Origin of the sequence: Aminobacter sp. LjRoot7, assembly GCF_964252895.1 — a bacterium.
GTDB lineage: Bacteria > Pseudomonadota > Alphaproteobacteria > Rhizobiales > Rhizobiaceae > Aminobacter > Aminobacter aminovorans_B.
Genome location: NZ_CAXUPX020000002.1, coordinates 697789 through 719464 on the forward strand (window position 1 = coordinate 697789; position 21676 = coordinate 719464).

The 21676-nt window shown below is 64.5% G+C and carries 22 protein-coding genes; 14 read left to right on the forward strand and 8 right to left on the reverse strand.

Annotated features, from left to right (window positions below; all coding sequences use genetic code 11):
* Positions 1-232 precede the first annotated feature (232 nt).
* The 7 genes from ACSQ3E_RS09040 to ACSQ3E_RS09070 all read left to right on the forward strand — a co-directional run bounded on the left by ACSQ3E_RS09040 (position 233) and on the right by ACSQ3E_RS09070 (position 6083).
* Positions 233-712 (forward strand): cupin domain-containing protein, encoded by a 480-nt coding sequence (locus ACSQ3E_RS09040; protein ID WP_436122411.1) that lies wholly within the window; start codon positions 233-235, stop codon positions 710-712.
* A 177-nt stretch (positions 713-889) separates the two neighbouring features.
* Complete coding sequence (locus ACSQ3E_RS09045) at positions 890-2077, forward strand: glycine C-acetyltransferase (RefSeq protein WP_436122412.1); 1188 nt, start codon at positions 890-892, stop codon at positions 2075-2077.
* A 55-nt stretch (positions 2078-2132) separates the two neighbouring features.
* On the forward strand, positions 2133-3167 hold the full coding sequence (tdh, locus tag ACSQ3E_RS09050; protein ID WP_310325000.1) for an L-threonine 3-dehydrogenase: 1035 nt from the start codon (positions 2133-2135) through the stop codon (positions 3165-3167).
* Between the two features lie 178 nt (positions 3168-3345).
* Entirely contained in the window at positions 3346-3798 is a 453-nt protein-coding gene (locus tag ACSQ3E_RS09055) for an HPP family protein (protein ID WP_436122413.1), read from the forward strand.
* 112 nt (positions 3799-3910) lie between these two features.
* Positions 3911-4780 (forward strand): MBL fold metallo-hydrolase, encoded by an 870-nt coding sequence (locus ACSQ3E_RS09060; protein ID WP_436122414.1) that lies wholly within the window; start codon positions 3911-3913, stop codon positions 4778-4780.
* 14 nt (positions 4781-4794) lie between these two features.
* Positions 4795-5538 carry a fumarylacetoacetate hydrolase family protein gene (locus ACSQ3E_RS09065; protein ID WP_436122415.1) on the forward strand — a complete coding sequence of 248 codons (744 nt, stop codon included), beginning with the start codon at positions 4795-4797 and terminating at the stop codon, positions 5536-5538.
* Between the two features lie 8 nt (positions 5539-5546).
* Positions 5547-6083 (forward strand): DinB family protein, encoded by a 537-nt coding sequence (locus ACSQ3E_RS09070; RefSeq protein ID WP_436122416.1) that lies wholly within the window; start codon positions 5547-5549, stop codon positions 6081-6083.
* A 45-nt stretch (positions 6084-6128) separates the two neighbouring features.
* Here ACSQ3E_RS09070 and ACSQ3E_RS09075 read toward each other — a convergent pair whose 3' ends face one another.
* From ACSQ3E_RS09075 to aztA, 6 genes are all read right to left on the reverse strand, one after another.
* Positions 6129-6467 carry a TIGR01244 family sulfur transferase gene (locus tag ACSQ3E_RS09075; RefSeq protein WP_436122417.1) on the reverse strand — a complete coding sequence of 113 codons (339 nt, stop codon included), beginning with the start codon at positions 6465-6467 and terminating at the stop codon, positions 6129-6131.
* 92 nt (positions 6468-6559) lie between these two features.
* Positions 6560-7780 carry a zinc metallochaperone GTPase ZigA gene (gene zigA / locus ACSQ3E_RS09080; RefSeq protein ID WP_436122418.1) on the reverse strand — a complete coding sequence of 407 codons (1221 nt, stop codon included), beginning with the start codon at positions 7778-7780 and terminating at the stop codon, positions 6560-6562.
* Between the two features lie 134 nt (positions 7781-7914).
* Positions 7915-9105, reverse strand: a complete 1191-nt coding sequence (aztD, locus tag ACSQ3E_RS09085; RefSeq protein ID WP_436122419.1) for a zinc metallochaperone AztD — start codon at positions 9103-9105, stop codon at positions 7915-7917.
* Positions 9106-9244: 139 nt separating this feature from the next.
* A complete protein-coding gene (gene aztC / locus ACSQ3E_RS09090; RefSeq protein ID WP_436122420.1) occupies positions 9245-10180 on the reverse strand; it encodes a zinc ABC transporter substrate-binding protein AztC in 936 nt (311 codons plus the stop codon).
* Positions 10181-10203: 23 nt separating this feature from the next.
* The gene (gene aztB / locus ACSQ3E_RS09095) at positions 10204-11070 is read right to left on the reverse strand and encodes a zinc ABC transporter permease AztB (RefSeq protein WP_436122506.1); all 867 of its coding nucleotides are present in this window, start codon (positions 11068-11070) and stop codon (positions 10204-10206) included.
* 8 nt (positions 11071-11078) lie between these two features.
* Entirely contained in the window at positions 11079-11972 is an 894-nt protein-coding gene (aztA, locus tag ACSQ3E_RS09100; protein WP_436122507.1) for a zinc ABC transporter ATP-binding protein AztA, read from the reverse strand.
* A gap of 206 nt (positions 11973-12178) precedes the next feature.
* Between aztA and ACSQ3E_RS09105 the strand changes: the two genes are divergently transcribed.
* Entirely contained in the window at positions 12179-12523 is a 345-nt protein-coding gene (locus tag ACSQ3E_RS09105; RefSeq protein WP_310325044.1) for a RidA family protein, read from the forward strand.
* A 77-nt stretch (positions 12524-12600) separates the two neighbouring features.
* On the opposite strand, the gene hutC is transcribed toward ACSQ3E_RS09105, so the two are convergent.
* Complete coding sequence (gene hutC, locus ACSQ3E_RS09110) at positions 12601-13344, reverse strand: histidine utilization repressor (RefSeq protein ID WP_310325214.1); 744 nt, start codon at positions 13342-13344, stop codon at positions 12601-12603.
* Between the two features lie 36 nt (positions 13345-13380).
* Complete coding sequence (locus ACSQ3E_RS09115) at positions 13381-14733, reverse strand: formimidoylglutamate deiminase (RefSeq protein WP_436122421.1); 1353 nt, start codon at positions 14731-14733, stop codon at positions 13381-13383.
* 94 nt (positions 14734-14827) lie between these two features.
* Between ACSQ3E_RS09115 and hutI the strand changes: the two genes are divergently transcribed.
* The 6 genes from hutI (at position 14828) to ACSQ3E_RS09145 (ending at position 21390) form a co-directional block, all read left to right on the forward strand.
* Entirely contained in the window at positions 14828-16057 is a 1230-nt protein-coding gene (gene hutI / locus ACSQ3E_RS09120; protein WP_436122422.1) for an imidazolonepropionase, read from the forward strand.
* Positions 16054-17598, forward strand: a complete 1545-nt coding sequence (gene hutH / locus ACSQ3E_RS09125; RefSeq protein ID WP_436122423.1) for a histidine ammonia-lyase — start codon at positions 16054-16056, stop codon at positions 17596-17598. The genes hutI and hutH overlap by 4 nt, the downstream gene beginning before the upstream one ends.
* Positions 17595-18422, forward strand: coding sequence for an N-formylglutamate deformylase (gene hutG, locus ACSQ3E_RS09130; RefSeq protein ID WP_436122424.1), 828 nt, complete (start codon positions 17595-17597; stop codon positions 18420-18422). The genes hutH and hutG overlap by 4 nt, the downstream gene beginning before the upstream one ends.
* Before the next feature lie 11 nt (positions 18423-18433).
* The gene (gene hutU, locus ACSQ3E_RS09135; RefSeq protein WP_310325056.1) at positions 18434-20110 is read left to right on the forward strand and encodes a urocanate hydratase; all 1677 of its coding nucleotides are present in this window, start codon (positions 18434-18436) and stop codon (positions 20108-20110) included.
* A 29-nt stretch (positions 20111-20139) separates the two neighbouring features.
* Positions 20140-20703, forward strand: a complete 564-nt coding sequence (locus ACSQ3E_RS09140) for a HutD/Ves family protein (protein ID WP_436122425.1) — start codon at positions 20140-20142, stop codon at positions 20701-20703.
* Between the two features lie 114 nt (positions 20704-20817).
* The gene (locus ACSQ3E_RS09145) at positions 20818-21390 is read left to right on the forward strand and encodes an NADPH-dependent FMN reductase (RefSeq protein ID WP_436122426.1); all 573 of its coding nucleotides are present in this window, start codon (positions 20818-20820) and stop codon (positions 21388-21390) included.
* Positions 21391-21676: the final 286 nt, after the last annotated feature.

Genomic DNA, 21676 nt, shown 5'->3' on the forward strand with positions numbered 1-21676 from the left:
CCAAGGATAAACCGGGGGATCGACCATCGCGGCGAAGGAAACGGCGCTTGTCCGCGTCGTTTTCCTGACAGGCCCGGCTCTGGCCCGACGGGTTCCTTTGCTTTCGTATGCGGTGCGAATTGTTTCAGGTTTCAGATACAGCCTTCGGTTTCGCTGAATTCGAACGGATACGGTCGCCGCTTAGATCGGGGCACCGCGGCTTTTCAGACCGCGCTGCTCGAAAGGACGAACAATGACCATGCATGCGAAGACTGACAGTGACGGCGAATTGCTGTGGTTCGCCGGCTCTCTGGCAACCATCAAGGTATCCGGTCAGGCGGGAGCCGACACGATCAGCGTCATCGAACATCTGATGCCCTACGGCTCGTCGCCGCCGCTCCACGTCCACGTCAATGAGGACGAGGTGTTCCATATCCTCGAAGGCGTGATGCGCTTCAATGTCGGCGGCAAGGAGCTCTACGGCCGCGCCGGCCAGACCATGATGGCACCGAAGGGTGTTCCGCACAGCTACCGCGTCGAATCCGCCGAAGGCGCCCGTTGCCTGACCGTCACCACGCGCGGCGACTTCGAGCGCCTGGTGCGGGAAATCGGCGTCCCGACCGACAAGGCGGAGTTTCCGCCTCAGATCGCGCCGACGCCTGAGGCCATCAAGGCGCTCACCGAGGCCTGTGCCCGCAACGGCATCGACATCATCGGCGCGCCTTTGTCCTGACTAGTCTTGAAGGGCTGGCCGCCCGGCCGGCCCCTCGCGTCGTGAAACGTGCCCGTTGCAAGGCGGCCCGGCTTGGCCGCATCCTGTGCCATGGATGATCGACCTCTCGGGTCGGATTTCCTGTAGTATCGGCCAGGTCTTGCCGCCATATCAGGCCAACGAACGGGACGTGACGCGATGACAAGTGCTTTCCTCTCCCATCTCCAGACGGAACTGTCCGGTCTCAGATCCGCCGGCCTCTACAAGTCAGAGCGCGTCATCACCTCGACGCAGGGTGCCGAGATCGAAGTCGGCGGCGAAAAGGTGCTGAATTTCTGCGCCAACAACTATCTCGGCCTCGCCGACAGCCACGAACTGCGCGACGCAGCCAAGACGGCGCTCGACCGTTATGGCTACGGCATGGCCTCGGTGCGCTTCATCTGCGGCACCCAGGAAGAGCACAAGGAACTGGAGGCCAGGCTCTCCGGCTTCCTGGGCATGGAGGACACGATCCTCTATTCCTCCTGTTTCGACGCCAATGCCGGGCTGTTCGAGACGTTGCTCGGCGAAGAAGACGCCATCATCTCCGACGCGCTTAACCATGCCTCGATCATCGATGGCGTCAGGCTCTCCAAGGCCCGGCGTTTTCGCTATGCCAACAACGACATGGCGGCGCTCGAGGAAGAACTGAAGAAGGCCGAGGGCAGCCGCTTCAAGCTGATCGCTACCGACGGCGTGTTCTCGATGGACGGCATCATCGCCAATCTCAAAGGCGTCTGCGACCTTGCCGAAAAATACGGGGCGATGGTGATGGTCGACGACAGCCATGCCGTCGGTTTCGTCGGCCACAACGGGCGCGGCACCCCTGAGCATTGCGGCGTCGAGGGCCGGGTCGACATCATCACCGGCACGCTCGGCAAGGCGCTGGGCGGCGCCTCAGGCGGCTACACCTCGGCCAGGCGCGAGGTCGTCGACTGGCTGCGCCAGCGCTCGCGGCCCTATCTCTTCTCCAACACGCTTGCCCCTTCCATCGCGGGCGCCTCGATCAGGGTGCTGGAGCTGATCGCCGAAGGCGCGGACCTGCGCCAAAAACTCTATGCCAATGCCGAGCGGTTCCGCGCCGGCATGGGCAAGCTCGGCTTCAAGCTCGCCGGCGCCGACCACCCGATCATCCCGGTCATGCTCGGAGATGCCACGGTGGCCCAGGAGATGGCGGCGCGCATGCTGAAGCGCGGCATCTACGTCATCGGCTTTTCGTTCCCGGTCGTGCCCAAGGGGCAGGCGCGCATTCGCACGCAGATGTCGGCGGCGCATTCTTCAGCCGATATCGACCGCGCGATCGCGGCCTTCGCCGAGGTCGGGCGCGAGCTCGAGGTGATCTGGTAACACTGCCGGGATTGCGAAAAGCGATTCCGGATCAAGCGATTCCGAGGACAAGACAATGTCGAACATGATGCGCGCACTGGTAAAGGCGAAGGCGGAACCGGGGATCTGGATGGAAGAGGTGCCGGTGCCGGAGGTCGGCCCCAACGACGTGCTGATCAAGGTCAGGAAGTCGGCGATCTGCGGCACCGACGTGCACATCTACAATTGGGACCAGTGGGCGCAGAAAACCGTGCCGGTGCCGATGGTGACGGGACACGAATTCGTTGGCACCGTCGCCGATTTTGGCGCCGGGGTGAAGGACTACAAGGTCGGACAGCGTGTCTCCGGCGAAGGCCACATCGTCTGCGGCCATTGCCGCAACTGCCGGGCGGGACGGGGACATCTCTGCCGCAATACGCTCGGGGTCGGCGTCAACCGGCCGGGCTCGTTCGCCGAATATGTCGCCATTCCCCAGCACAATGTCGTGCCGATCCCCGACGACGTCTCCGACGAGATCGCCGCGATCTTCGACCCGCTCGGCAATGCGGTGCACACCGCGCTGTCCTTCGATCTCGTCGGCGAGGACGTGCTGGTCACCGGCGCCGGGCCGATCGGCATCATGGGCGCGCTGGTCGCACAATGTGTCGGCGCCCGGAAGGTCGTCATCACCGACATCAACCCGACCCGGCTGGCGCTGGCGCGCAAGATGGGCATCCACCACGTCGTCGACGCCTCGAAAGAGAAGCTGCGCGACGTGATGCGCGAGGAAGGCATGACCGAGGGTTTTGACATCGGCTTGGAAATGTCGGGCTCGGCGGTTGCCTTCCGCGACATGATCGACACCATGAACAATGGCGGCAAGATCGCCATCCTCGGCATTGCGCCGACCGGTTTCGAGATCGACTGGAACAAGGTCATCTTCAAGATGCTGCATCTCAAGGGCATCTATGGCCGCGAGATGTTCGAGACCTGGTACAAGATGATCGCGCTGGTGCAGGGGCCGCTCGACGTCAGCGGGCTGATCACCCACCGCATCGGCATCGACGACTATCAGGCCGGGTTCGACGCCATGCGCAGCGGCAATTCCGGCAAGGTCGTGATGGATTGGTAGGGGGATTGGCAGGGCGCATTTCTATGGAAAGTTTTTTCACTGTGAGGTGAAAAATTCGAACAAAGCGACGTTGCCAGCCGAAGCCCTGATTTGCTATTGAAGCGGGCCCTTCGGCCTGGAACCAACGATGCGCCGTCACATACGCACCCTTACTGCCCGGCATGAGCCGAAAGGCCAGATGCTCTCGCACGTCAAGTCGGGATCGGGTGCGATCGTCGGCCTGGCGGCTGTCGGCGGCCTGGCATCGGTTACCGGCCTGCCGATGCTGATTGCGCCGCTGGGCGCAACAGCGGTTCTGCTGTTCGGCCAGCCGGCCAGCCCGCTGGCGCAGCCCATCAACATATTCGCCGGTTATTTCATCGCCACGCTGATCGGCGTCGCCGCGGCGATGGCTTTCCCCGGCCTGTGGGAAGTCTCGGCCGTTGCGGTCGGCGTTTCGATCGCCCTGATGCTGATGTTCCGCGTCACCCATCCGCCGGCGGGCGCCATCCCGCTGGTGGCGACAGCCACGCCCTATCAGGGCAGCACATTGTTCATCGTCGTGCTGCTGAGCTGCATCAGCCTGCTTGTGCTGGCGCTTGTCCATCACTGGATCCCGCCGCGCGCCCAATATCCGCGCCGCGTCGATTGACGCTTTGACCTTGCCTCGGTTGCTTCAGCCGCTCTAGCTTGGGCGCAGGCATGAAGAGGTATGACATGAAAGCTGAGACGCAGATCGCAGCTGTTCGCACGGGCAGGGGCGCATGAGCGGCCGTCTCGTCCTGCTCGGCACCAAGGGCGGGCCGGCGATCAGGCCGGGCGGCCCATGGCCGACATCGACGCTGCTCGAGCTCGGCGGCCGCACTGTTGTGATCGATTGCGGGCTCGGCGTGACGCGCGGCGTGACCGATGCCGGTCTCAGCCTCAAGGCGCTCGACCTCGTTTTCATCACCCATCTCCATTCCGACCACGTGCTCGAGCTCGGGCCGTTGCTGCACACTGCCTGGACGGCAGGGCTCGCCACACCGGTCACACTTTTCGGCCCGGTCGGATTGAATCGATACTGGCAGAGTTTCGTGCAAGCGCTTGAATTCGACATCGAAATCCGCATCGTCGACGAAGGCCGCCCGGATCTGCGCGAGATGGTCGAGGTCGTCGAGTTCGGCGAGGGCGAGGTGCTGCGCGACGGCACCCTGTCGGTCGCCGCCCTGCGTGTCGACCACCCGCCTGTCACCGAGTGTTTCGCCCTGCGCTTCGAGCACCAGGGCACGTCGATCGTCTTTTCCGCCGACACGGCTTTTTTCCCGCCTTTGGCGGATTTTGCCCGTGGCGCCGATATCCTGCTGCATGAGGCGATGCTGGAGGAGGGCGTCGAGCGGCTGGTGGCGCGCACCGGCAATGGCGCACGGTTGCGCGAACATCTGATGGCGAGCCACAGCCTGGCCGGCGAGGCGGGCACCATCGCGGCGCGTGCCGGCGTCGGCCGGCTTGTGCTCAACCACCTCATTCCGGCCGACGATCCCGACATCGGCGAGGCCGATTGGGTCGAAGCTGTCAGGAAAACATGGAATGGTCCCTTGACGATTGGCCGCGACGGGCTTGTTGTGACGGCTAAGGGCGAAGACGCCCCCTAACCGGGAGGACGTGCATGAAACTGGCGACGCTGAAGAACGGTTCGCGTGACGGGAAACTGGTCATCGTCTCGCGCGACCTGACGCGATACACCGATGCCTCGTTCCTGGCACCCAACCTGCAGGCGGCGCTCGACGACTGGCGCCGCATTTCTCCGCATCTCGCGGCTTTGGCCGGCTCGCTCGAAATCGGCGCGGTGCCGTCGTCGCGCTTCCACGAGCATGACGCCCATTCGCCCTTGCCGCGCGCCTACCAGCGGCTTGGCGGCGGCGACGCCTTTGCCGGTCCGCGCGATCCGATCGAACTGCCCGGCAAGATCCGCGACGCCAAGATCGAAGCCGCGGTCGCGGTGATCGTGTCCGACGTCGCCATGGCGGCGACCGAAGAGGCGGCGAAGGAGGCGGTGGCGCTGATCGTGCTCTCCACCGACACGACCCTCGATGGTGGCCAGGCCGGCACTTCGGCGCTGTCGCCTGTCGCCGTCACCCCCGATGAGCTGGGCGATGGCTGGGACGGGGCCGTGCACCTGCCGCTGATTGCCGGCGGGCGCAACGTCACCTCGGTCTGGACCAGCTTTCCCAAGCTGATTGCGGATGCCGCTGCCACCCGTGCGCTCGGCACCGGCGCCATCGTCAGGGGCGCTGTCGAAACGCTGTCGGTGTCGCTCGGCGACACGCTGCGCGTCGAAATGAAGGACAAGGCCGGCCACTCGATCTTCGGTGCCATCGAACGCCAGGTCGGCAGGTTCGAGCCGGCCTGAGCGGCCGGATGGAGTTGACCAGCCATTTCAGCCGCATGGCGCGGAACAATCTGTGGTCCAACGACCGCATCTACCGCGCCGTGCTGGCCTTGCAGCCGGGTGAGTTCGAGGCCGAACGGACAAGCTTTTTCCCCTCGCTCCAGGACACGCTGAACCACATATTGGAAGTCGACCTGTTCTATCTCGACATGATCGAGGAAGCCGGCGAGGGGCAGAAGCTGTTCGATCGCTACGTTGCCTTCGACACGGCGCAAAGCCTTGCCGCGGCGCAGGCCAGTTTCGACCGGCGGCTGGTCGCCTGCTGCGACGGTCTGGGTGCTGCCGATCTCGACAGGCGGGTGCTGTCGGATCGCGGCGAGGCCGGCCAGATCCCCGAACGCATCGGCGACCTCTTGGCCCATCTGTTCATCCACCAGATCCATCATCGCGGCCAGGTCCATGCGATGCTGTCGGGCACCTCGGCCGCGCCGCCGCAGCTCGACGAGTTTTTCCTCGACTACGACCTGCGCTTCAGGGGCGAAGAGGTCGAACGACTGGGGATTTAGCAGGGCAAGACACGTGTCGGTGGCCGCGTCTTGCCGCTTGGCCGATCAGCCCTTGTTCTGCTGGATCGCCATGTAGAGATTGGTGCAGCGTGTGCCCGAACGGCAATAGGCGAAAACAGGGCCGTCCATCTCGTCGAGCGCGTCGGCCATGTCGGCAACATTGTCGCCGGTCATGGCGCCGCTGATGACGGGGATGTAGCGGAAGGCGAGGCCGGCGGCTTCGACGGCGGCCTTGACGCTGTCGGCGGAGGGCTGGCCGGGCTGTTCGTCGTCGGGCCGGTTGCAGATGACGCTCTTGAAGCCGGCGGCCTTGATGGCGGCAACTTCGTCGGGGGTGATCTGGCCTGAAACCGAGTAGTCGTCGGTGATCTGACGGTATTCCATGTTAGTCCTCACAGTTTGTTGGCCGCCGCGGCGGCGCGTCGGCGCCAGTCTTGCCACTGCTGGCGCCGCGGGGCAACTGCTGTTGGAGGGCGTCAGGCCGCCGGGCGTTGCCAGGACGGAAAGGGATCGGCGAGATCGCGCCATTTGCCTGGGGTAAATGACGAGGCGTCGACAAGACAGTGGTCGAGTTCGGCGCGGATACGCGCCTCGTTCATCGGATCGCAGCCGATGAAGACGATCTCCTGGCGGCGGTCGCCCCAGACCGGGTCGAGATAGGGCTTCATCGCCTCGTGCCATTCCGGGTGGTCGGGCCATTGCCCGCGCGGCACCGCCGACCACCACAGGCCACGCTTGCCGGTCCGCACCAGCGCGCCGGCCTGGCTGATCTCGCCGACGAACTCGGACCGTGTGGCGAGCCAGAAGAAGCCCTTGGCGCGGACGACACCGGGCCACTGGTGGTTGATGAAGCCGTGCAGTTTCTCAGGGTCGAACGGCCGCCGCTCGCGATAGACGAAGGAGCGGATGCCATATTCCTCGGTTTCGGGGACATGATCGCCAAATCCGTTCAACTCCTTGAACCACAAGGGGTGCTGTTCGGCCTTGTCGAAATCGAACAGGCCGGTGCCGAGGACGGCGTCTGTCGGCGCGCGGCCGAAATCGGTCTCGACCAGCCGGGCATCCGGGTTGAGGGCGCGGACGATCTTGCGCGCCGCGTCGCGGTCGGCAGCACTGGCCGACGACGCCTTGTTGAGCACGACGACATCGGCAAATTCGATCTGCTCGACAAGCAGGTCGACCAAGGCGCGATCGTCGCCGGGGCCGGCCTGTTCGCCGCGATCGCTGAGGAAATCCGATGAGCCATAGTCCTTGAGCAGGTTGGCGGCGTCGACGACAGTCACCATCGTGTCGAGGCGGGCGACGTCGGACAGGCTTTGGCCGTTCTCGTCGCGGAACTGGAAGGTCGAGGCGACGGGCAGGGGTTCGGAAATGCCTGTCGATTCGATCAACAGGTAGTCGAAGCGGTTCTGCCCGGCGAGCGCGCGCACCTCCTTGAGCAGGTCGTCGCGCAAGGTGCAGCAGATGCAGCCATTGGTCATTTCGACAAGTTGCTCGTCGGTGCGCGAAAGGTCGGCGCCCCCGTCACGGACGAGAGCTGCGTCGATGTTGACCTCGCTCATGTCGTTGACGATGACGGCGACGCGAAGGCCGTCGCGGTTGTTCAATATGTGGTTGAGAAGCGTGGTCTTTCCTGCACCGAGGAAACCGGAGAGCACTGTCACGGGCAGTCGTGCCGGCTTGTTTGGGACGGGCATTGGTCACTCCCTTCGATGTGGGTAGCCGGCGACGGATGCCGCCGGCTAGGACGTGGGTGGAATTTGCCCGGCGGCGGACGCCGCCGGGCGGATCTGGGTGGAATGGTCCGGCCTGGATGCCGGAACAGGGTCGCTCAGTGCGTTTCGCCGGAGCCGCCGACGGCAACGAGGTTGAAGGGCTTGCCTTCGAGCGGGATGTCGTCGCCCTTGGTGAAGCTTTCGGCATCGACGACGTGCAGCGCGCTCTTGAGCGGGTCGGAGACGACGATGCGGTTGCCGGCAACGGCGATGCGCGGGCGCGGATCGCTCCAGTGGCCGTCCATCGAGTAGGGCTCGGTCAGCTTGAGCGAGCCGTCGATCTTGCCCGCGACCACGTCGATGCGGTGCAACTGGCCGTCCTCGGTGAAGATATAGGCGAATTTCGCCCGCACCGGATCGACAGTGAAATGCACCCGGCGCGTCGGCAGGTCGATCAGCCGGAAGGCCTCTTCGGACTTGGGATCGATCAGCACGACAGCGCTTGGGCCATAATTGCCGAGGAAATATTGCAGGCCGCGACCGCCGACGAGCGTCGTCGATTTGCCTTCCGGCAGGGCCTTGTCATAAGGCAGCAACTCGATCTTGCCGTCCCCGCTGGTGACCAGAAGGCCTTCGGCGCAGGCAATGGCCAGCAGGTTGCCTGATGATGCCTCGCCATGCAGGTCAGGGCAGCTATGGACGTCGCCGACGGTCGCACCGGTGCGATCGACGACACGAATGCCGACAGGCAATTCGTCCGGCTTGTCCTTGTTCGGCTCGGAGATCAGCACATCGTCGCCAAGGGCGACGGCAACACCATGGTGCGGGGCATCGGTCGCCACTTCGCGGATGGCAGGCTTGCCTTCCAGAATGTCGGCCTCGCGGGTGATCCGCGCCTTGCCTTCGCCATCGAAGAACAGGGCGATGTCGCCGTTATGATCGACGAAGTGTGACGGCTTCTTGCCCTCGAAGCTGACGTCGAGCAGCCTGGGGGCCTCGACCTTGATGTCGCCGTGGTCGCCATGGTCGCCGAAGGAGATGCCGCTCGACAGCACCGAAACCACGTCGCTCGTGCCTTGCACGGCAAAGATGCTGCGGCCGCTGTCGGTGCTGTAAAGCCGGGCTGGTGTCTTGACGCTGAAGGTCTCGATCGTCTGGCCGGTCTCCATGTCGAGGGCATGGACGACGGGTGCTGCATGGTCGGAGACGAACAGCCGCCATGCTGTCTTTTCTTCGGCGAGCGCAGGCGCCGCAGCGACGCCAAGCAGGACGGCGAGCGCGGATGTGGTGGCGAGCAGACGTTTCATCTTGTCCTCATATAATGTTATTACGTAACAAATTGAGCCCAGGAAAAAAGGCGAGGTTTTAGGCCCCGCCTTCATTCAGGCTGGTCGGGTCGTGCAGCAGCCCGATCGCTCGGGCCGCCGGTGCTTCGGGCGGGCAGGCCTAGCTGCCGAGGATCGCGCCCTTGATGGTGGCGATGTTGGATTTCATCATGTCGATATAGGTCGGAGCCGGGCCGTCGGCCTTGGACAAGGCGTCGGAGTAGAGCGTGCCGCCGACCTTCACCCCGGTTTCGGCCGAAATCTGCTCGACAAGGCGCGGATTGGTGATGTTTTCGACAAAGATCGCCGACGCCTTGTCGCCGCGCACCTGCGAGATCAGGGCCGCCACGTCGGCGGCTGACGCTTCCGCCTCGGTCGAAATACCCTCGGGCGCCAGGAAAGTCAGGCCATAGGCATTTTCGAAATAGCCGAAGGCGTCATGCGAGGTGATGATGGTGCGCTTGGCCTGGGGAATGGCGGCCACCGCCTCCTTGACCTCGGTCTCGGCAGCCGTCAGCTTGGCGGTATAGGCATCGGCGTTGCTCTTGTAGGCGTCGCAGCCGGTGGTATCGGCCGCGCAGAAGGCGTCGGCGATGTTCTTCACATAGATCTTGGCATTGGCGATCGACTGGAAGGCATGCGGGTCGAGATCGCCGTGATGGTGGTGATCACCGCCTGCCTCAGCGGCGTGCTCATGGTCTTCCTTCATCTTGATCGGCTCGACGCCCTTGGTCAGCTCGACGACCGACGCCTTGGTGGCGCTGGCCTCGACAAGGCGCTGCAGGAAGCCTTCGAACTGCAGGCCGTTGACGAGCACGACATCGGCCTTCGACATCGTCACTGCGTCGGCTGGCGAGGGCTCGTAGACATGGGCGTCGCCGTCAGGGCCGACCAGCGTCGTCAGTTCGATGCGGTCGCCGCCGACATTTTTGGCGAAATCGCCGATGATCGAGAAGCTCGCCACGACTTTCAGCGGCTCGGCTGTGGCCGAAGTCGCAGTCAGCGAAGTTAATGTTATAACGCTCATCAGCGAGGCGAAGCCAATTGTCCTGAGCATATGTCTCTCCATGTTGAAGCGGATCAGGCGGTGCGGTGGCGGTGGCGGCGAAGCTTGGTGTTGAAGACGCCGCGGGTGCCAAAAAGGATCGATGCGAGGTAGATCGCGCCGGAAGACAGGATGATGGCCGGGCCCGAGGGCAGGGAGGCGTGATAGGACACCAGCAGCCCGGCGACGCATGAGATGGCGCCGAAGCCGAAGGCGAGTGCGCACATCGGCTCGACGCGCGCCGTCCAGAAGCGCGCCGCCGCCGCCGGCAGCATCATAAGGCCGACCGAAAGCAAAGTGCCGAGCGCCTGGAAGCCGCCGACGAGGTTGAGCACGACAAGGCCTAGGAAGATGAAATGAACCGGCGTGCCGAGGCGGCTGACCGAACGCAGGAACAGCGGGTCGAGGCATTCGGCGACGAGTGCGCGCCAGAAGATGGCGAGCGTCAGAAGCGTGATGCCGGAGATCAGCGCGATCAGCGTCAGGGCGTCGTCATTGAGCGCCAGCACGGTGCCGAACAGCACATGCATCAGGTCGACGCTCGAGCCGCGCAGCGACACGATCAGCACGCCGAGCGCCAGCGAGATCAGGTAAAACGCCGCCATCGAGGCGTCTTCGCGCTGCACGGTGAAGCGCGACACCGCACCCGCGCCGAGCGCCACGATGACGCCGGCGATCAGCCCGCCAATGGTCATCGGCACGATCTGCAGGCCATAAAGCAGGAAGCCGGCGGCAGCACCGGGCAGGATGGCGTGCGCCATGGCGTCGCCGGTCAGGCTCATGCGCCGAAGCATCAGGAAGACGCCGACCGGGCAGGCGCCCAGCGCCAGCATCAGCGAGCCGGCGAGCGCGCGCTGCATGAAGCCGAATTCGACGAAGGGGGCGATCAGGAAATCATACATGGCGAAGGTCACGCTGCCCGGGGACCGGATTCGTGGTCGGGATGATCGTGGACTTCGCCGTGATCATGATGGTGATGCTCGTCATGCCCATGCCCATGCCCATGCCCATGCCCATGGTCATGGTCATGTCCATCTGTGTGGGGATGCGCGTGCCCGTGCGCATGACCGTCGTCCGGCTCGCACCAAGGCGCATCGTCATGCCAGGCCTCGTCGAAACGACGCGCCTTGAGCAGGTTTTCCGGACGCAGCACCTCGCGCGTTTCGCCCCAGGCGACCGGCCGGCGGGCTAGAAGCAGCGTGTGTGGGAAATGTGCGCGCACCAGTTCGAGATCATGGGCGACGACCATCACCGTGCGGCTTTCGCCGTGCCAGCGCTGGATCAACCGGATCAGGTCGCCGACGGTCTTGGCGTCGACCGCATTGAACGGCTCGTCGAGCAGGATCAGGTCGGCATCCTGCACCAGCACGCGGGCGAACAGGGCACGTTGGAGCTGGCCGCCCGACAGCGTGTCGATGGCGCGTTTTTCGAAACCTTCGAGGCCGACCGCCATCAGAGCCTTTGAGACGGAATCGCGGTCGTCCCTGGAATAGCGGCCAAGCAGGCCACGCCTCGGCCAGAGACCAAGCGAGACGAGGTCGACGACACGGGCCGGGAAGCTGCGGTCGAGCTCGGATTGCTGCGGCAGGTAGGCGACGCGCTTGCCTGGCGTGACCGTGCAAATGCCGGCCATCGGCTTCAACACGCCGACGATGCCCTTCATAAGGGTGGACTTGCCCGAGCCATTGGCGCCGACGACGGCGGTCAGCGATCCCGAGCTGATCGATCCGTTGAGGTGGTGCACCGCCGGATGGCTGTTGTAGCCAAGCGTCAGGTCCTTGAATGTCAGGCAGGCGTCGGTCATCGGCTTCATGCTTTGCGGCAGCGAACTAGTCATTGGATATGTGATGTTATTACATTAGTCAACGAGGCCAGCCGATTTGTCCGGTGGATTTGGGACGCAATGCGGGTGAGCCGGGCGCTGGTCCATGGAATTCGACCATTGCGGCCTTGCGCCGAGGGGGTGGCAAAATCTAAGAAGGCGCCACCTATAACGGAAGGAGACCACCCATGAGCGTTCGTCGTATCGATGTCGGCCCCCGCATGAGCCAGATCGTGATCCACAACAACACCGTTTACCTGGCTGGCCAAGTTGGCGCCCCGGGCGAAAGCGTTGCCGCGCAGACCAAGGCCATCCTGGCCGAGATCGACGCGCTGCTGGCCAAGGCCGGCACCGACAAGACCAAGATCCTGCAGGCGATCATCTGGCTCGACGACATGTCGACCTTCGCCGAGATGAACTCGGTCTGGGACGGCTGGGTGCCCCAGGGCAACACGCCGGCGCGCGCCACCGGCGAAGCCAAGCTGGCTGCCCCTGAGTACAAGGTCGAGATCATCGTCACCGCCGCTGCATAAGCGACGGCCTTCGGCTTGAAGCCAACAAGGAACGCCGCGTATCCCAGGGATGCGCGGCGTTTTTCTTTTTTCTGGATCTAGCTGTCTGACGGGGTGAAGCGGGCGACCACGGCGTGCGCGTTGGCCGGATAGGTGAACCGCACATGGGTGACGGGACGCTCGGCGCTCCATGTCCGCCTTTCGATGATCAGACAGGGCGCACCGCTGGCGAGGCCAAGGTCGGCGGCCGTCTCGCTGTCGGCGGAGGCGGCGCGAATGACGTGTTCGGCGGCACTCCATGGCACCTGCCCGATCAGCCACGGCCCGGGCGCCGATTTGCGAAACTCCTGATCGGCGGCTTCGGGCACGGCAGCGAGGCTGATCAGCCGGTCCTCGACGCAGAACGGCCTGACGCCGGCATAATGCAGGCACTGCAATGCCAGGACCTGGCCTGCGGTCGACGGGCTGGGGCCGAGCCTGTCGCGGTCGACGGTCGTGGCGCGCCGCTTGGTCTGGGCCATCAGCTCGTAGCGATAGGGCAGGCCGAGCGCTTCGACCTCGACGCGGATGTCGTGGATCTCCAGCACCGCGGCCTGCGATTGCGGCCGCCGCACGAAGCTGCCGGAGCGGCGGCGCCTTTCGATCAGCCCGGCCTTGGCGAGCTGCGACAGCGCCTTGTTGACGGTCATGCGCGAGCAGCCATATTCGGCGGTCAGCTCGTGTTCGAACGGGATGCGGTAGCCGGGCTCCCACTCGCCCGAGACGATGCGGTCCCTGATGTCGTTGAGGATGCGCTGGTAGAGCGATGTCGAGGCATCGCCGCCAACCGTCTCTTCAAGCATCTCCGCCGTCGAATCGGGCACCCCAGTCACTCCATGTTACGTCGCTGTCAGTTCCATCATCACGTTACGAAACCTGGCCGCAATAGCGTCGCGACGGAAATGTGCGCCATCGGCCACGACTTTGCGGCCATTTGCCCAGACACAGTCGACTTTGCCGCCTCCGGCAAAGATCCAGGCATCGACAATGGCATCTTCCGATTTGCCGGTGAGCGTCGGGTGGTTGGGATCAAGCGAGATGAAATCCGCCGAGGAACCCTCTGCAAGTCCTGCCGGACCGGCGCCAAGAGCCTGAGCGCCACCGTCGAGCGCTGCATCGAACAATGCGCGGCCAGTCGATTGGCCTGACGTCGCGAGCACATTGCGGGCGCGATGGGCGAGGCGCTGCGAATATTCGAGCATCCGCAACTCGCCGCCGACGCCGATCTCGACATTCGAATCCGAGCCGACGCCATATTTGCCGCCATGCTCGACGAACAGCGGCGCCGCAAAGACGCCGTCGCCGAGATTGGCCTCGGTGATCGGGCACAGGCCGGCGACTGCTCCCGACTTGGCCATGGCGATCGTCTCGGCCTCGGTCATGTGGGTGGCGTGGATCAGGCACCATCGGTTGTCGACATCGGCGTGGCGCAGCAGCCATTCGACCGGCCGGGCGCCGGACCAGGCGACGCAGTCTTCGACTTCCTTGACCTGTTCGGCGATGTGGATGTGAACAGGGCCTGACGTCAGCGCGGTGACAATGGCCAACTCGTCAGGCGTTGCGGCGCGCAGGCTGTGCGGCGCCAGGCCGAGCACCGCGCCGTCGATGCCCTTCAGCACTTCGCCGCACTTCTCAAAAAGCCTTGCGAAGCGATTCGTATCATTAATGAATCGGCGCTGGCCGTCATTGGCGGGTGTGCCGCCGAAGCCGGAATGCGCATAGAACACCGGCAGCAATGTCAGCCCGATGCCGGTGTCCAGAGAGGCCGCGGCTATGCGTTCGGCCATCTCGGCGATGTTGGCATAGGGGCTGCCATCGCGGTCGTGATGGAGATAGTGGAACTCGCCGACGCGGGAAAAACCCGCCTCCAGCATTTCGACATAGAGCTGGGCGGCGACCGCCTCGACCTGCTCGGGCGTCATCGACAGCGCAAAGCGGTACATGACCTCACGCCAGGACCAGAAGCTGTCAGACGAAGGCCCGCGGATTTCGGCGAGGCCGGCCATGCCGCGCTGGAAGGCATGGCTGTGCAGATTGGGCATGCCGGGCAGGACAATCGCGTGGCGCTCGTCGCCGGGCTGTGCGGCCGCGCCTGTTTCCACTGTGCCGATGCGGCCGCCGGCCAATGTCATCCGCACGTTGCGTTGCCAGCCGTCGGCCAGCAGCGCCTGTTCCGCAAAGATCGTCGCCACCAGAATCTCCTCACCTTTCATATGCACGATAGCACTTGCATCGTCCTTCTAATATGTATATACATAATCGCAGTTGGAGGAAACGAAAAAGATGATGGCTGGCGAGCAATCGGCGACATCGGCAAGAATCTGGCGCAATGCGCGGCTGGCGACGCTGGCTGAAGGTGCCGCCGGTCTTGGCATTGTTGAAAATGGCGCGATTGCTGCTCGTGACGGCAGCATCGTCTTTGCCGGCCCAGAAGTCGACATGCCCCAGGCTCTGCGCGATGGCGCCGAGGTCATCGACTGTGACGGCCGCTGGATCACGCCGGGCCTGATCGACTGCCACACCCATCTGGTCCATGCTGGCAACCGTGCCAACGAGTTCGAGATGCGGCTGGCGGGCGCGACTTACGAAGAGGTGGCGCGGGCAGGGGGCGGCATCGTCTCTTCGGTCAAGGCGCTGCGTGCGGCGAGCCAGGCCGATCTGGTGGCTCAGACCTTGCCACGCCTCGATGCGCTGATCGCCGAAGGTGTGACGACGGTCGAGGTCAAGTCGGGCTACGGCCTCGACCTCGACAACGAAGCCAAGTCGCTGCGCGCCGCCAGGCAACTGGCCGAACTACGGCCGGTGACTGTCCGCACCACCTTCCTCGGGGCGCACGCGCTGCCGCCGGAAGCAGGTGGCGACAAGGACGCCTATATCGATCTCGTTGCCGGCCCGATGCTCGACAGGATCGCAGCCGAAGGCCTTGCCGACGCCGTCGACGGCTTCTGCGAGGGCATCGCCTTTTCGACCGGGCAGATGACGCGTGTCTTCGACGCCGCCCGCGCCAAGGGTCTGCCGGTCAAGCTTCATGCCGACCAGCTCTCCAATCTCGGCGGTGCAACCCTTGCCGCACATTATGGCGCGCTGTCGGCCGACCATCTCGAATACACCGACGACGCTGGTGCCGCCGCCATGGCGGGGGCGGACTCGGTCGCCGTCATCCTGCCCGGCGCCTTCTATTTCATCCGCGAAACCAAAAAGCCGCCAGTCGAGCTGTTCCGCCGTCACGGCGTGAAAATGGCTGTCGCCACCGACAATAACCCCGGCACTTCGCCGCTGACCTCGCTGCTTTTGACCATGAACATGGCAGCGACCCTGTTTGCCATGACCGTAGAGGAATGCCTTGCCGGCACCACCCGCGAGGCCGCCCGCGCGCTCGGGCTGCTGACCGAGACCGGCACGCTCGAAACAGGAAAATGGGCCGATCTCGCCATCTGGGACATCGAAAGCCCGGCCGAACTTGTCTATCGCATGGGGTTCAACCCGCTCCATGCCCGTATCTGGAGAGGGAAATGACCATACTTGTGTTGAACCCGGGCAATGCCACGCTTGCCGATTGGCGCGCTATCTATCGCGGCGCTGTTCCCGAACTCGATCCAGCCTGCCGTCCCAAGATCAAGGCCAGCGCCGAAACGGTGGCGCGGATCGTCGCCAAGGGCGAACCGGTCTACGGCATCAACACCGGTTTCGGTAAGCTTGCCAGCGTCCGCATCCCGGCTGCCGATCTCGAGACGCTCCAGCGCAACATCGTGCTCAGCCACGCCGCTGGCGTCGGCGAGCCGATGCATGTTGCGGTCACCCGCCTGATGATGGCGCTCAAGCTTGCCAGCCTGGCGCAGGGCGCCTCCGGTGTGCGCGAACAGACGATCGACCTGTTGCAGGCGATGCTCGCCAAGGGCGTCATCCCGGTCGTTCCGGCGCAAGGGTCCGTCGGCGCATCGGGCGATCTGGCACCGCTGTCGCACATGACCGCGACGATGATCGGCGTTGGCGACTGCCATACCCCGCATGGCATCGTTCCCGCAAAGGTCGCTTTCGTCACCCACGAACTCGAGCCGATCACCCTTGGTGCCAAGGAAGGCCTGGCGCTGCTCAACGGCACCCAATTCTCCACCGCTTATGCGCTGGCCGCATTGTTTGAAGCGGAAAACCTCTATCATTCGGCGCTGGTTACCGGTGCGCTGTCGACCGACGCGGCCAAGGGCTCGGATGCGCCGTTCGATCCGCGCATCCATGTCCTGCGCAAGCATCGCGGCCAGATCGAAACGGCTGAGACGCTGCGCAATCTGATGGCCGGCAGCGCCATTCGTGAAAGCCACCGCGTCGGCGACGAGCGTGTGCAGGATCCTTACTGCCTGCGCTGCCAGCCGCAGGTCATGGGTGCTGCCCTGACCTTGCTGCGCCAGGCCGCCGACACGCTCGGCACCGAGGCCAATGGCGTCACCGACAACCCGCTGATCTTCACCGAGGACGACACCGCGCTGTCGGGCGGCAACTTCCACGCCGAGCCGGTGGCCTTTGCCGCCGACATGATCGCGCTTGCCGTCTGCGAGATCGGCTCGCTGTCCGAGCGCCGCATCGCCATGCTGGTTGATCCGGCGTTGTCCGGCATGCCGGCGTTCCTGACGCCGAAGCCGGGTCTCAATTCCGGCTTCATGATCCCGCAGGTCACGGCTGCGGCACTGGTGTCTGAAAACAAGCAGAAAGCCTATCCGGCGAGCGTCGACTCGATCCCGACTTCGGCCAACCAGGAAGACCACGTGTCCATGGCCGCCCATGGCGCCCGCCGGCTGCTTGGCATGATCGAAAACGCCAATGGCGTGCTCGGCATCGAGCTGCTTGCCGCAGCCCAAGGCTGCGACTTCCATGCGCCGCTGGCCTCCAGTGGAGCGCTCGAAGCCGTGCGCAAGCTTGTCCGCGCGCAGGTTCCGCATCTCGATGACGACCGCCACTTCCACCCCGACATGGAAAAGGCCATCGCACTTGTCCGTACCGGGGCGATCGTCCAGGCAATCGCAGGCGTTGGCCTGCCTGAGATCTCGGGTGGTGAGAGATGAGCGGCACCCCCTGGCTGACGGTCCAGCGCGGCGACGCCCCGCTGCTCGTCAGCATTCCCCACACCGGAACCGACCTTGCCGGGCTCGACGATCGTTTCGTTACGCCCTGGTTGGCCCGGCGCGACACCGATTGGTGGATCGAGCAGCTCTATGATTTTGCCGCCGGCTTCGGCGCCACAGTGGTGCGCACCACGGTTTCGCGCTCGATCATCGACGTCAATCGCGATCCCTCCGGCGCCTCGCTCTATCCCGGCCAGGCGACGACCGAACTTTGCCCGACCACGACCTTCGACGGCGAGGCGCTCTATAAGGAAGGGCACGAGCCCGACGAGGCTGAAATCGCCAGGCGCCGCGAGACCTATTACGATCCTTATCACGCGGCACTGGAAGGCGAGATCGTCCGCCTCAAGGCCCTGCACCCCGAGATCGTTGTCTACGACTGCCATTCGATCCGCTCGGTCATCCCGCGCCTGTTCGACGGCAAGCTGCCGCTGTTCAACCTTGGCACCAATTCCGGCAAGAGTGCCGATCCCGCCTTGCAGGAACAGGTCGCAGCCCTGATGGCCGCGAGCGGCAGGCCCTGGGTGGTCAATGGCCGCTTCAAGGGTGGCTGGATCACCCGCCGGCACGGCCAGCCGGAGCAGGGCGTCCACGCCTTGCAGATGGAACTGTCCTGCCGCGGCTACATGCTCGAGCCGACAGGCAAGGTCGAGCCGGCCAACTGGCCGACCCGCTACGACCCCGAATTCGCCGCGCCGATGCGCGCGACGCTCACCAAGATCCTCGAAACCGCGCTCGCCTGGGCGGGCAGCCGACACTCCTAGGAGGTTTTCGCATGACCCAACATTCCCGCATCGATAATGCCCGCGTCATCCGCGCCGCCACCGGCACCGAGCTCACCGCCAAGAGCTGGCTCACCGAAGCGCCGCTGCGCATGCTGATGAACAATCTCGACCCGATGGTCGCGGAAAAGCCGGGAGAGCTCGTCGTCTATGGCGGCATCGGCCGTGCCGCCCGCGACTGGGACAGCTACGACCGCATCGTTGCCGCCCTGCGCAAGCTCGAAGGCGACGAGACGCTGCTGATCCAGTCTGGCAAGCCGGTCGGCGTGTTCCGCACCCACAAGGATGCGCCGCGCGTGCTGCTCGCCAACTCCAACCTGGTGCCGCACTGGGCCAACTGGGACCACTTCAACGCCCTCGATAAGAAGGGCCTGATGATGTACGGCCAGATGACCGCCGGCTCGTGGATCTATATCGGCAGCCAGGGCATCGTTCAGGGCACCTACGAGACCTTCGTCGAAATGGGCCGCCAGCATTTCGGCGGCGACCTCGGCGGCCGCTGGATCCTGACCGCCGGTCTCGGCGGCATGGGCGGCGCCCAGCCGCTGGCCGCGACAATGGCCGGTGCTGCCTGCCTCGCCATCGAATGCCAGGCAAGCCGCATCGAGATGCGCCTCAAGACAGGTTATGTCGACGTCCAGGCCAAGGATCTCGACGATGCGCTCGCCATCATCGACAGGGCCTGCAAGGATAAGAAGGCGATTTCGGTCGCACTTCTCGGCAATGCCGCCGAAATCCTGCCCGAACTCGTCAAGCGCGGCGTCAAGCCGGATGCGGTGACCGACCAGACCTCGGCGCATGACCCCGTCAACGGCTACCTGCCGATCGGCTGGACCGTTGCCGAATGGGAAGAAAAGCGCGAGCGCGACCCCAAGGCGGTCGAAAAGGCCGCGCGTGCCTCGATGGCCGTGCACGTCAAGGCGATGCTCGACTTCCACAAGATGGGCATCCCGACCGTCGACTACGGCAACAACATCCGCCAGGTCGCCAAGGAAGAGGGCGTCGAGAACGCCTTCGACTTCCCCGGCTTCGTGCCGGCCTATATCCGCCCGCTGTTCTGCCGCGGCATCGGACCGTTCCGCTGGGCAGCGCTTTCGGGTGACCCTGAGGACATCTACAAGACCGACGCCAAGGTCAAGGAGCTCACCCCCGGCAACACCCACCTGCACAACTGGCTCGACATGGCGGCCAAGCGCATCCACTTCCAGGGCGTGCCGGCGCGCATCTGCTGGGTCGGCCTCGGCGATCGCCACCGCCTCGGCCTTGCCTTCAACGAGATGGTCGCCAAGGGTGAACTCAAGGCGCCCGTCGTCATCGGCCGCGATCATCTCGACTCCGGCTCGGTCGCTTCGCCGAACCGCGAGACCGAGGCGATGAAGGACGGCTCGGACGCCGTCTCCGACTGGCCGCTGCTGAACGCGCTGCTCAACACCGCCTCGGGCGCCACCTGGGTGTCGCTGCACCACGGCGGCGGTGTCGGCATGGGCTTCTCGCAGCATTCGGGCGTGGTCATCTGCGCCGACGGCACCGAGGATGCCGCGCGCCGTCTGGAGCGCGTGTTGTGGAACGACCCGGCGACCGGCGTCATGCGCCATGCCGACGCCGGCTACGACATCGCGCTCGACTGCGCCAGGGACAAGGGCCTCAACCTGCCCGGAATCCTGGGCTAAGGGTTGGTCTTGGGAATCCTGGGCTGATCATGCGCATAATCCGTCACGCTGACTGCCGCCCCATGCCGTGGAAGAACGGAGGCGGCGTGACGACCGAAATCATCGCCTGGCCGCCCGCGGCCGGGCTCGACGCCTTCGACTGGCGTGTCTCGATGGCGCAGGTGGCCAGCGGCGGGCCGTTCTCGGTCTTTGCCGGCATCGACCGGACGCTGACCGTCCTGTCCGGCACAATGCGGTTAACAGCAGGCGATGCCGAGCCCGTCGCGCTTTCTCCGCAATCACAGCCTTACGCTTTTGCAGGTGATGTCGGCACCGAGGCAACGCTCATCGATGGGCCGGTCCTCGACTTCAATGTCATGACCCGGCGCGGCCGTGTCAGCCATGCCGTCGAACGGCTGGCATTTTCGGAGCCGACCGAAATTGTCCTGGGGGAGGGCATCAGCCTAGCCTTCGTCGCCTCCGGGGCGGCGCGCATGGGCAGCGAGCCGGTAGCGGCATTCGACACGCTCTATCAGGACGACGGCACGGCCACGTTGAAGGTCGAGCCGACCGAGCCTCTGTCGCTGTTGCTGGTCTCCATTCGCCTGACTTAACAGGGCAATCTCCAAAATCGTCGTGACATCGGCGCTGAACTGGCAAACACTCCCCTGGGGGACGGGTAGGTCAGGCCGGCGATCGATATCGCCAGGCGAAGTGGAGAATGTGCCATGGACACCTACAAGGTCGGCTATTTTGTCGGCAGCCTTGCCGCCGGTTCGATCAACCGCAAGCTCGCCAAGGCGCTGGTCAGGCTCGCGCCCAAGCATCTCGAAATGGAAGAGATCCCATTTCGGGACCTGCCGCTCTACAGTTATGACTATGACGCCGACTTTCCGCCGCCGGCGCGTGCCTTCAAGAAGGTGCTGGCCAGCGTCGATGCCGTGCTGTTCGTGACGCCCGAATACAACCGCTCGATCCCCGGCGGCCTCAAGAACGCCATCGACTGGGCGAGCCGACCCTATGGCACCAATTCCTTCACCCGCAAGCCTTCCGCCGTCATCGGTACGTCGCCCGGCGCGATCGGCACCGCTGTCGCCCAGCAAAGCCTGCGCAGCGTGTTGAGCTTCTGCAATTCGCCGCAGATGAACGCACCTGAAGCCTACATCCAGTTCAAGCCGGGGCTGATCACCGACGAGGGCGAGGTGACCAACGAGGGCACCGCCGAATTCCTCAAGAATTACATGGCCGAGTTCCATGCTTTCGTCGCCAGGGTCTACACCGTGTTGCCCCGGGGCGGCTGAGTGGCGCCGAGCGGTTCGACGCATGTTTGGGCGTCATGGGGAGCGAAATCAGGGAGAAGAAATGCCGGCATTGCGATGGTTGACGCGCACGGCCTGAAATATGGCAAAGATTCAACATGCGAACACGAAAAAGCCCCAATCCTTGCGTTCCGCTCGTCGCCCTGCACTGCTATGAGGCGCGGAGGGAGATTGGCGGCGCCGCCGCCACATTTTCACTCAATCGCGGTGCAAGAGCGCTCAATCGACCTGTTGGTTGCATGCAACCAATTCTTGTTTGAAACGGTTT

Coding starts and splice junctions, on each gene's coding strand:
- hutC (WP_310325214.1), bottom strand. CDS start 13,344: ATGCTTGAAGAGACGGTTGGCGGCGATGCCTCGACATCGCTCTACCAG.
- ACSQ3E_RS09045 (WP_436122412.1), top strand. CDS start 890: ATGACAAGTGCTTTCCTCTCCCATCTCCAGACGGAACTGTCCGGTCTC.
- hutH (WP_436122423.1), top strand. CDS start 16,054: ATGACCATACTTGTGTTGAACCCGGGCAATGCCACGCTTGCCGATTGG.
- ACSQ3E_RS09055 (WP_436122413.1), top strand. CDS start 3,346: ATGCTCTCGCACGTCAAGTCGGGATCGGGTGCGATCGTCGGCCTGGCG.
- ACSQ3E_RS09070 (WP_436122416.1), top strand. CDS start 5,547: ATGGAGTTGACCAGCCATTTCAGCCGCATGGCGCGGAACAATCTGTGG.
- ACSQ3E_RS09075 (WP_436122417.1), bottom strand. CDS start 6,467: ATGGAATACCGTCAGATCACCGACGACTACTCGGTTTCAGGCCAGATC.
- hutU (WP_310325056.1), top strand. CDS start 18,434: ATGACCCAACATTCCCGCATCGATAATGCCCGCGTCATCCGCGCCGCC.
- ACSQ3E_RS09145 (WP_436122426.1), top strand. CDS start 20,818: ATGGACACCTACAAGGTCGGCTATTTTGTCGGCAGCCTTGCCGCCGGT.
- ACSQ3E_RS09040 (WP_436122411.1), top strand. CDS start 233: ATGACCATGCATGCGAAGACTGACAGTGACGGCGAATTGCTGTGGTTC.
- aztB (WP_436122506.1), bottom strand. CDS start 11,070: ATGTATGATTTCCTGATCGCCCCCTTCGTCGAATTCGGCTTCATGCAG.
- aztC (WP_436122420.1), bottom strand. CDS start 10,180: ATGCTCAGGACAATTGGCTTCGCCTCGCTGATGAGCGTTATAACATTA.
- hutI (WP_436122422.1), top strand. CDS start 14,828: ATGGCTGGCGAGCAATCGGCGACATCGGCAAGAATCTGGCGCAATGCG.
- aztD (WP_436122419.1), bottom strand. CDS start 9,105: ATGAAACGTCTGCTCGCCACCACATCCGCGCTCGCCGTCCTGCTTGGC.
- zigA (WP_436122418.1), bottom strand. CDS start 7,780: ATGCCCGTCCCAAACAAGCCGGCACGACTGCCCGTGACAGTGCTCTCC.
- tdh (WP_310325000.1), top strand. CDS start 2,133: ATGTCGAACATGATGCGCGCACTGGTAAAGGCGAAGGCGGAACCGGGG.
- aztA (WP_436122507.1), bottom strand. CDS start 11,972: ATGACCGACGCCTGCCTGACATTCAAGGACCTGACGCTTGGCTACAAC.
- ACSQ3E_RS09140 (WP_436122425.1), top strand. CDS start 20,140: ATGCGCATAATCCGTCACGCTGACTGCCGCCCCATGCCGTGGAAGAAC.
- ACSQ3E_RS09065 (WP_436122415.1), top strand. CDS start 4,795: ATGAAACTGGCGACGCTGAAGAACGGTTCGCGTGACGGGAAACTGGTC.
- hutG (WP_436122424.1), top strand. CDS start 17,595: ATGAGCGGCACCCCCTGGCTGACGGTCCAGCGCGGCGACGCCCCGCTG.
- ACSQ3E_RS09105 (WP_310325044.1), top strand. CDS start 12,179: ATGAGCGTTCGTCGTATCGATGTCGGCCCCCGCATGAGCCAGATCGTG.
- ACSQ3E_RS09060 (WP_436122414.1), top strand. CDS start 3,911: ATGAGCGGCCGTCTCGTCCTGCTCGGCACCAAGGGCGGGCCGGCGATC.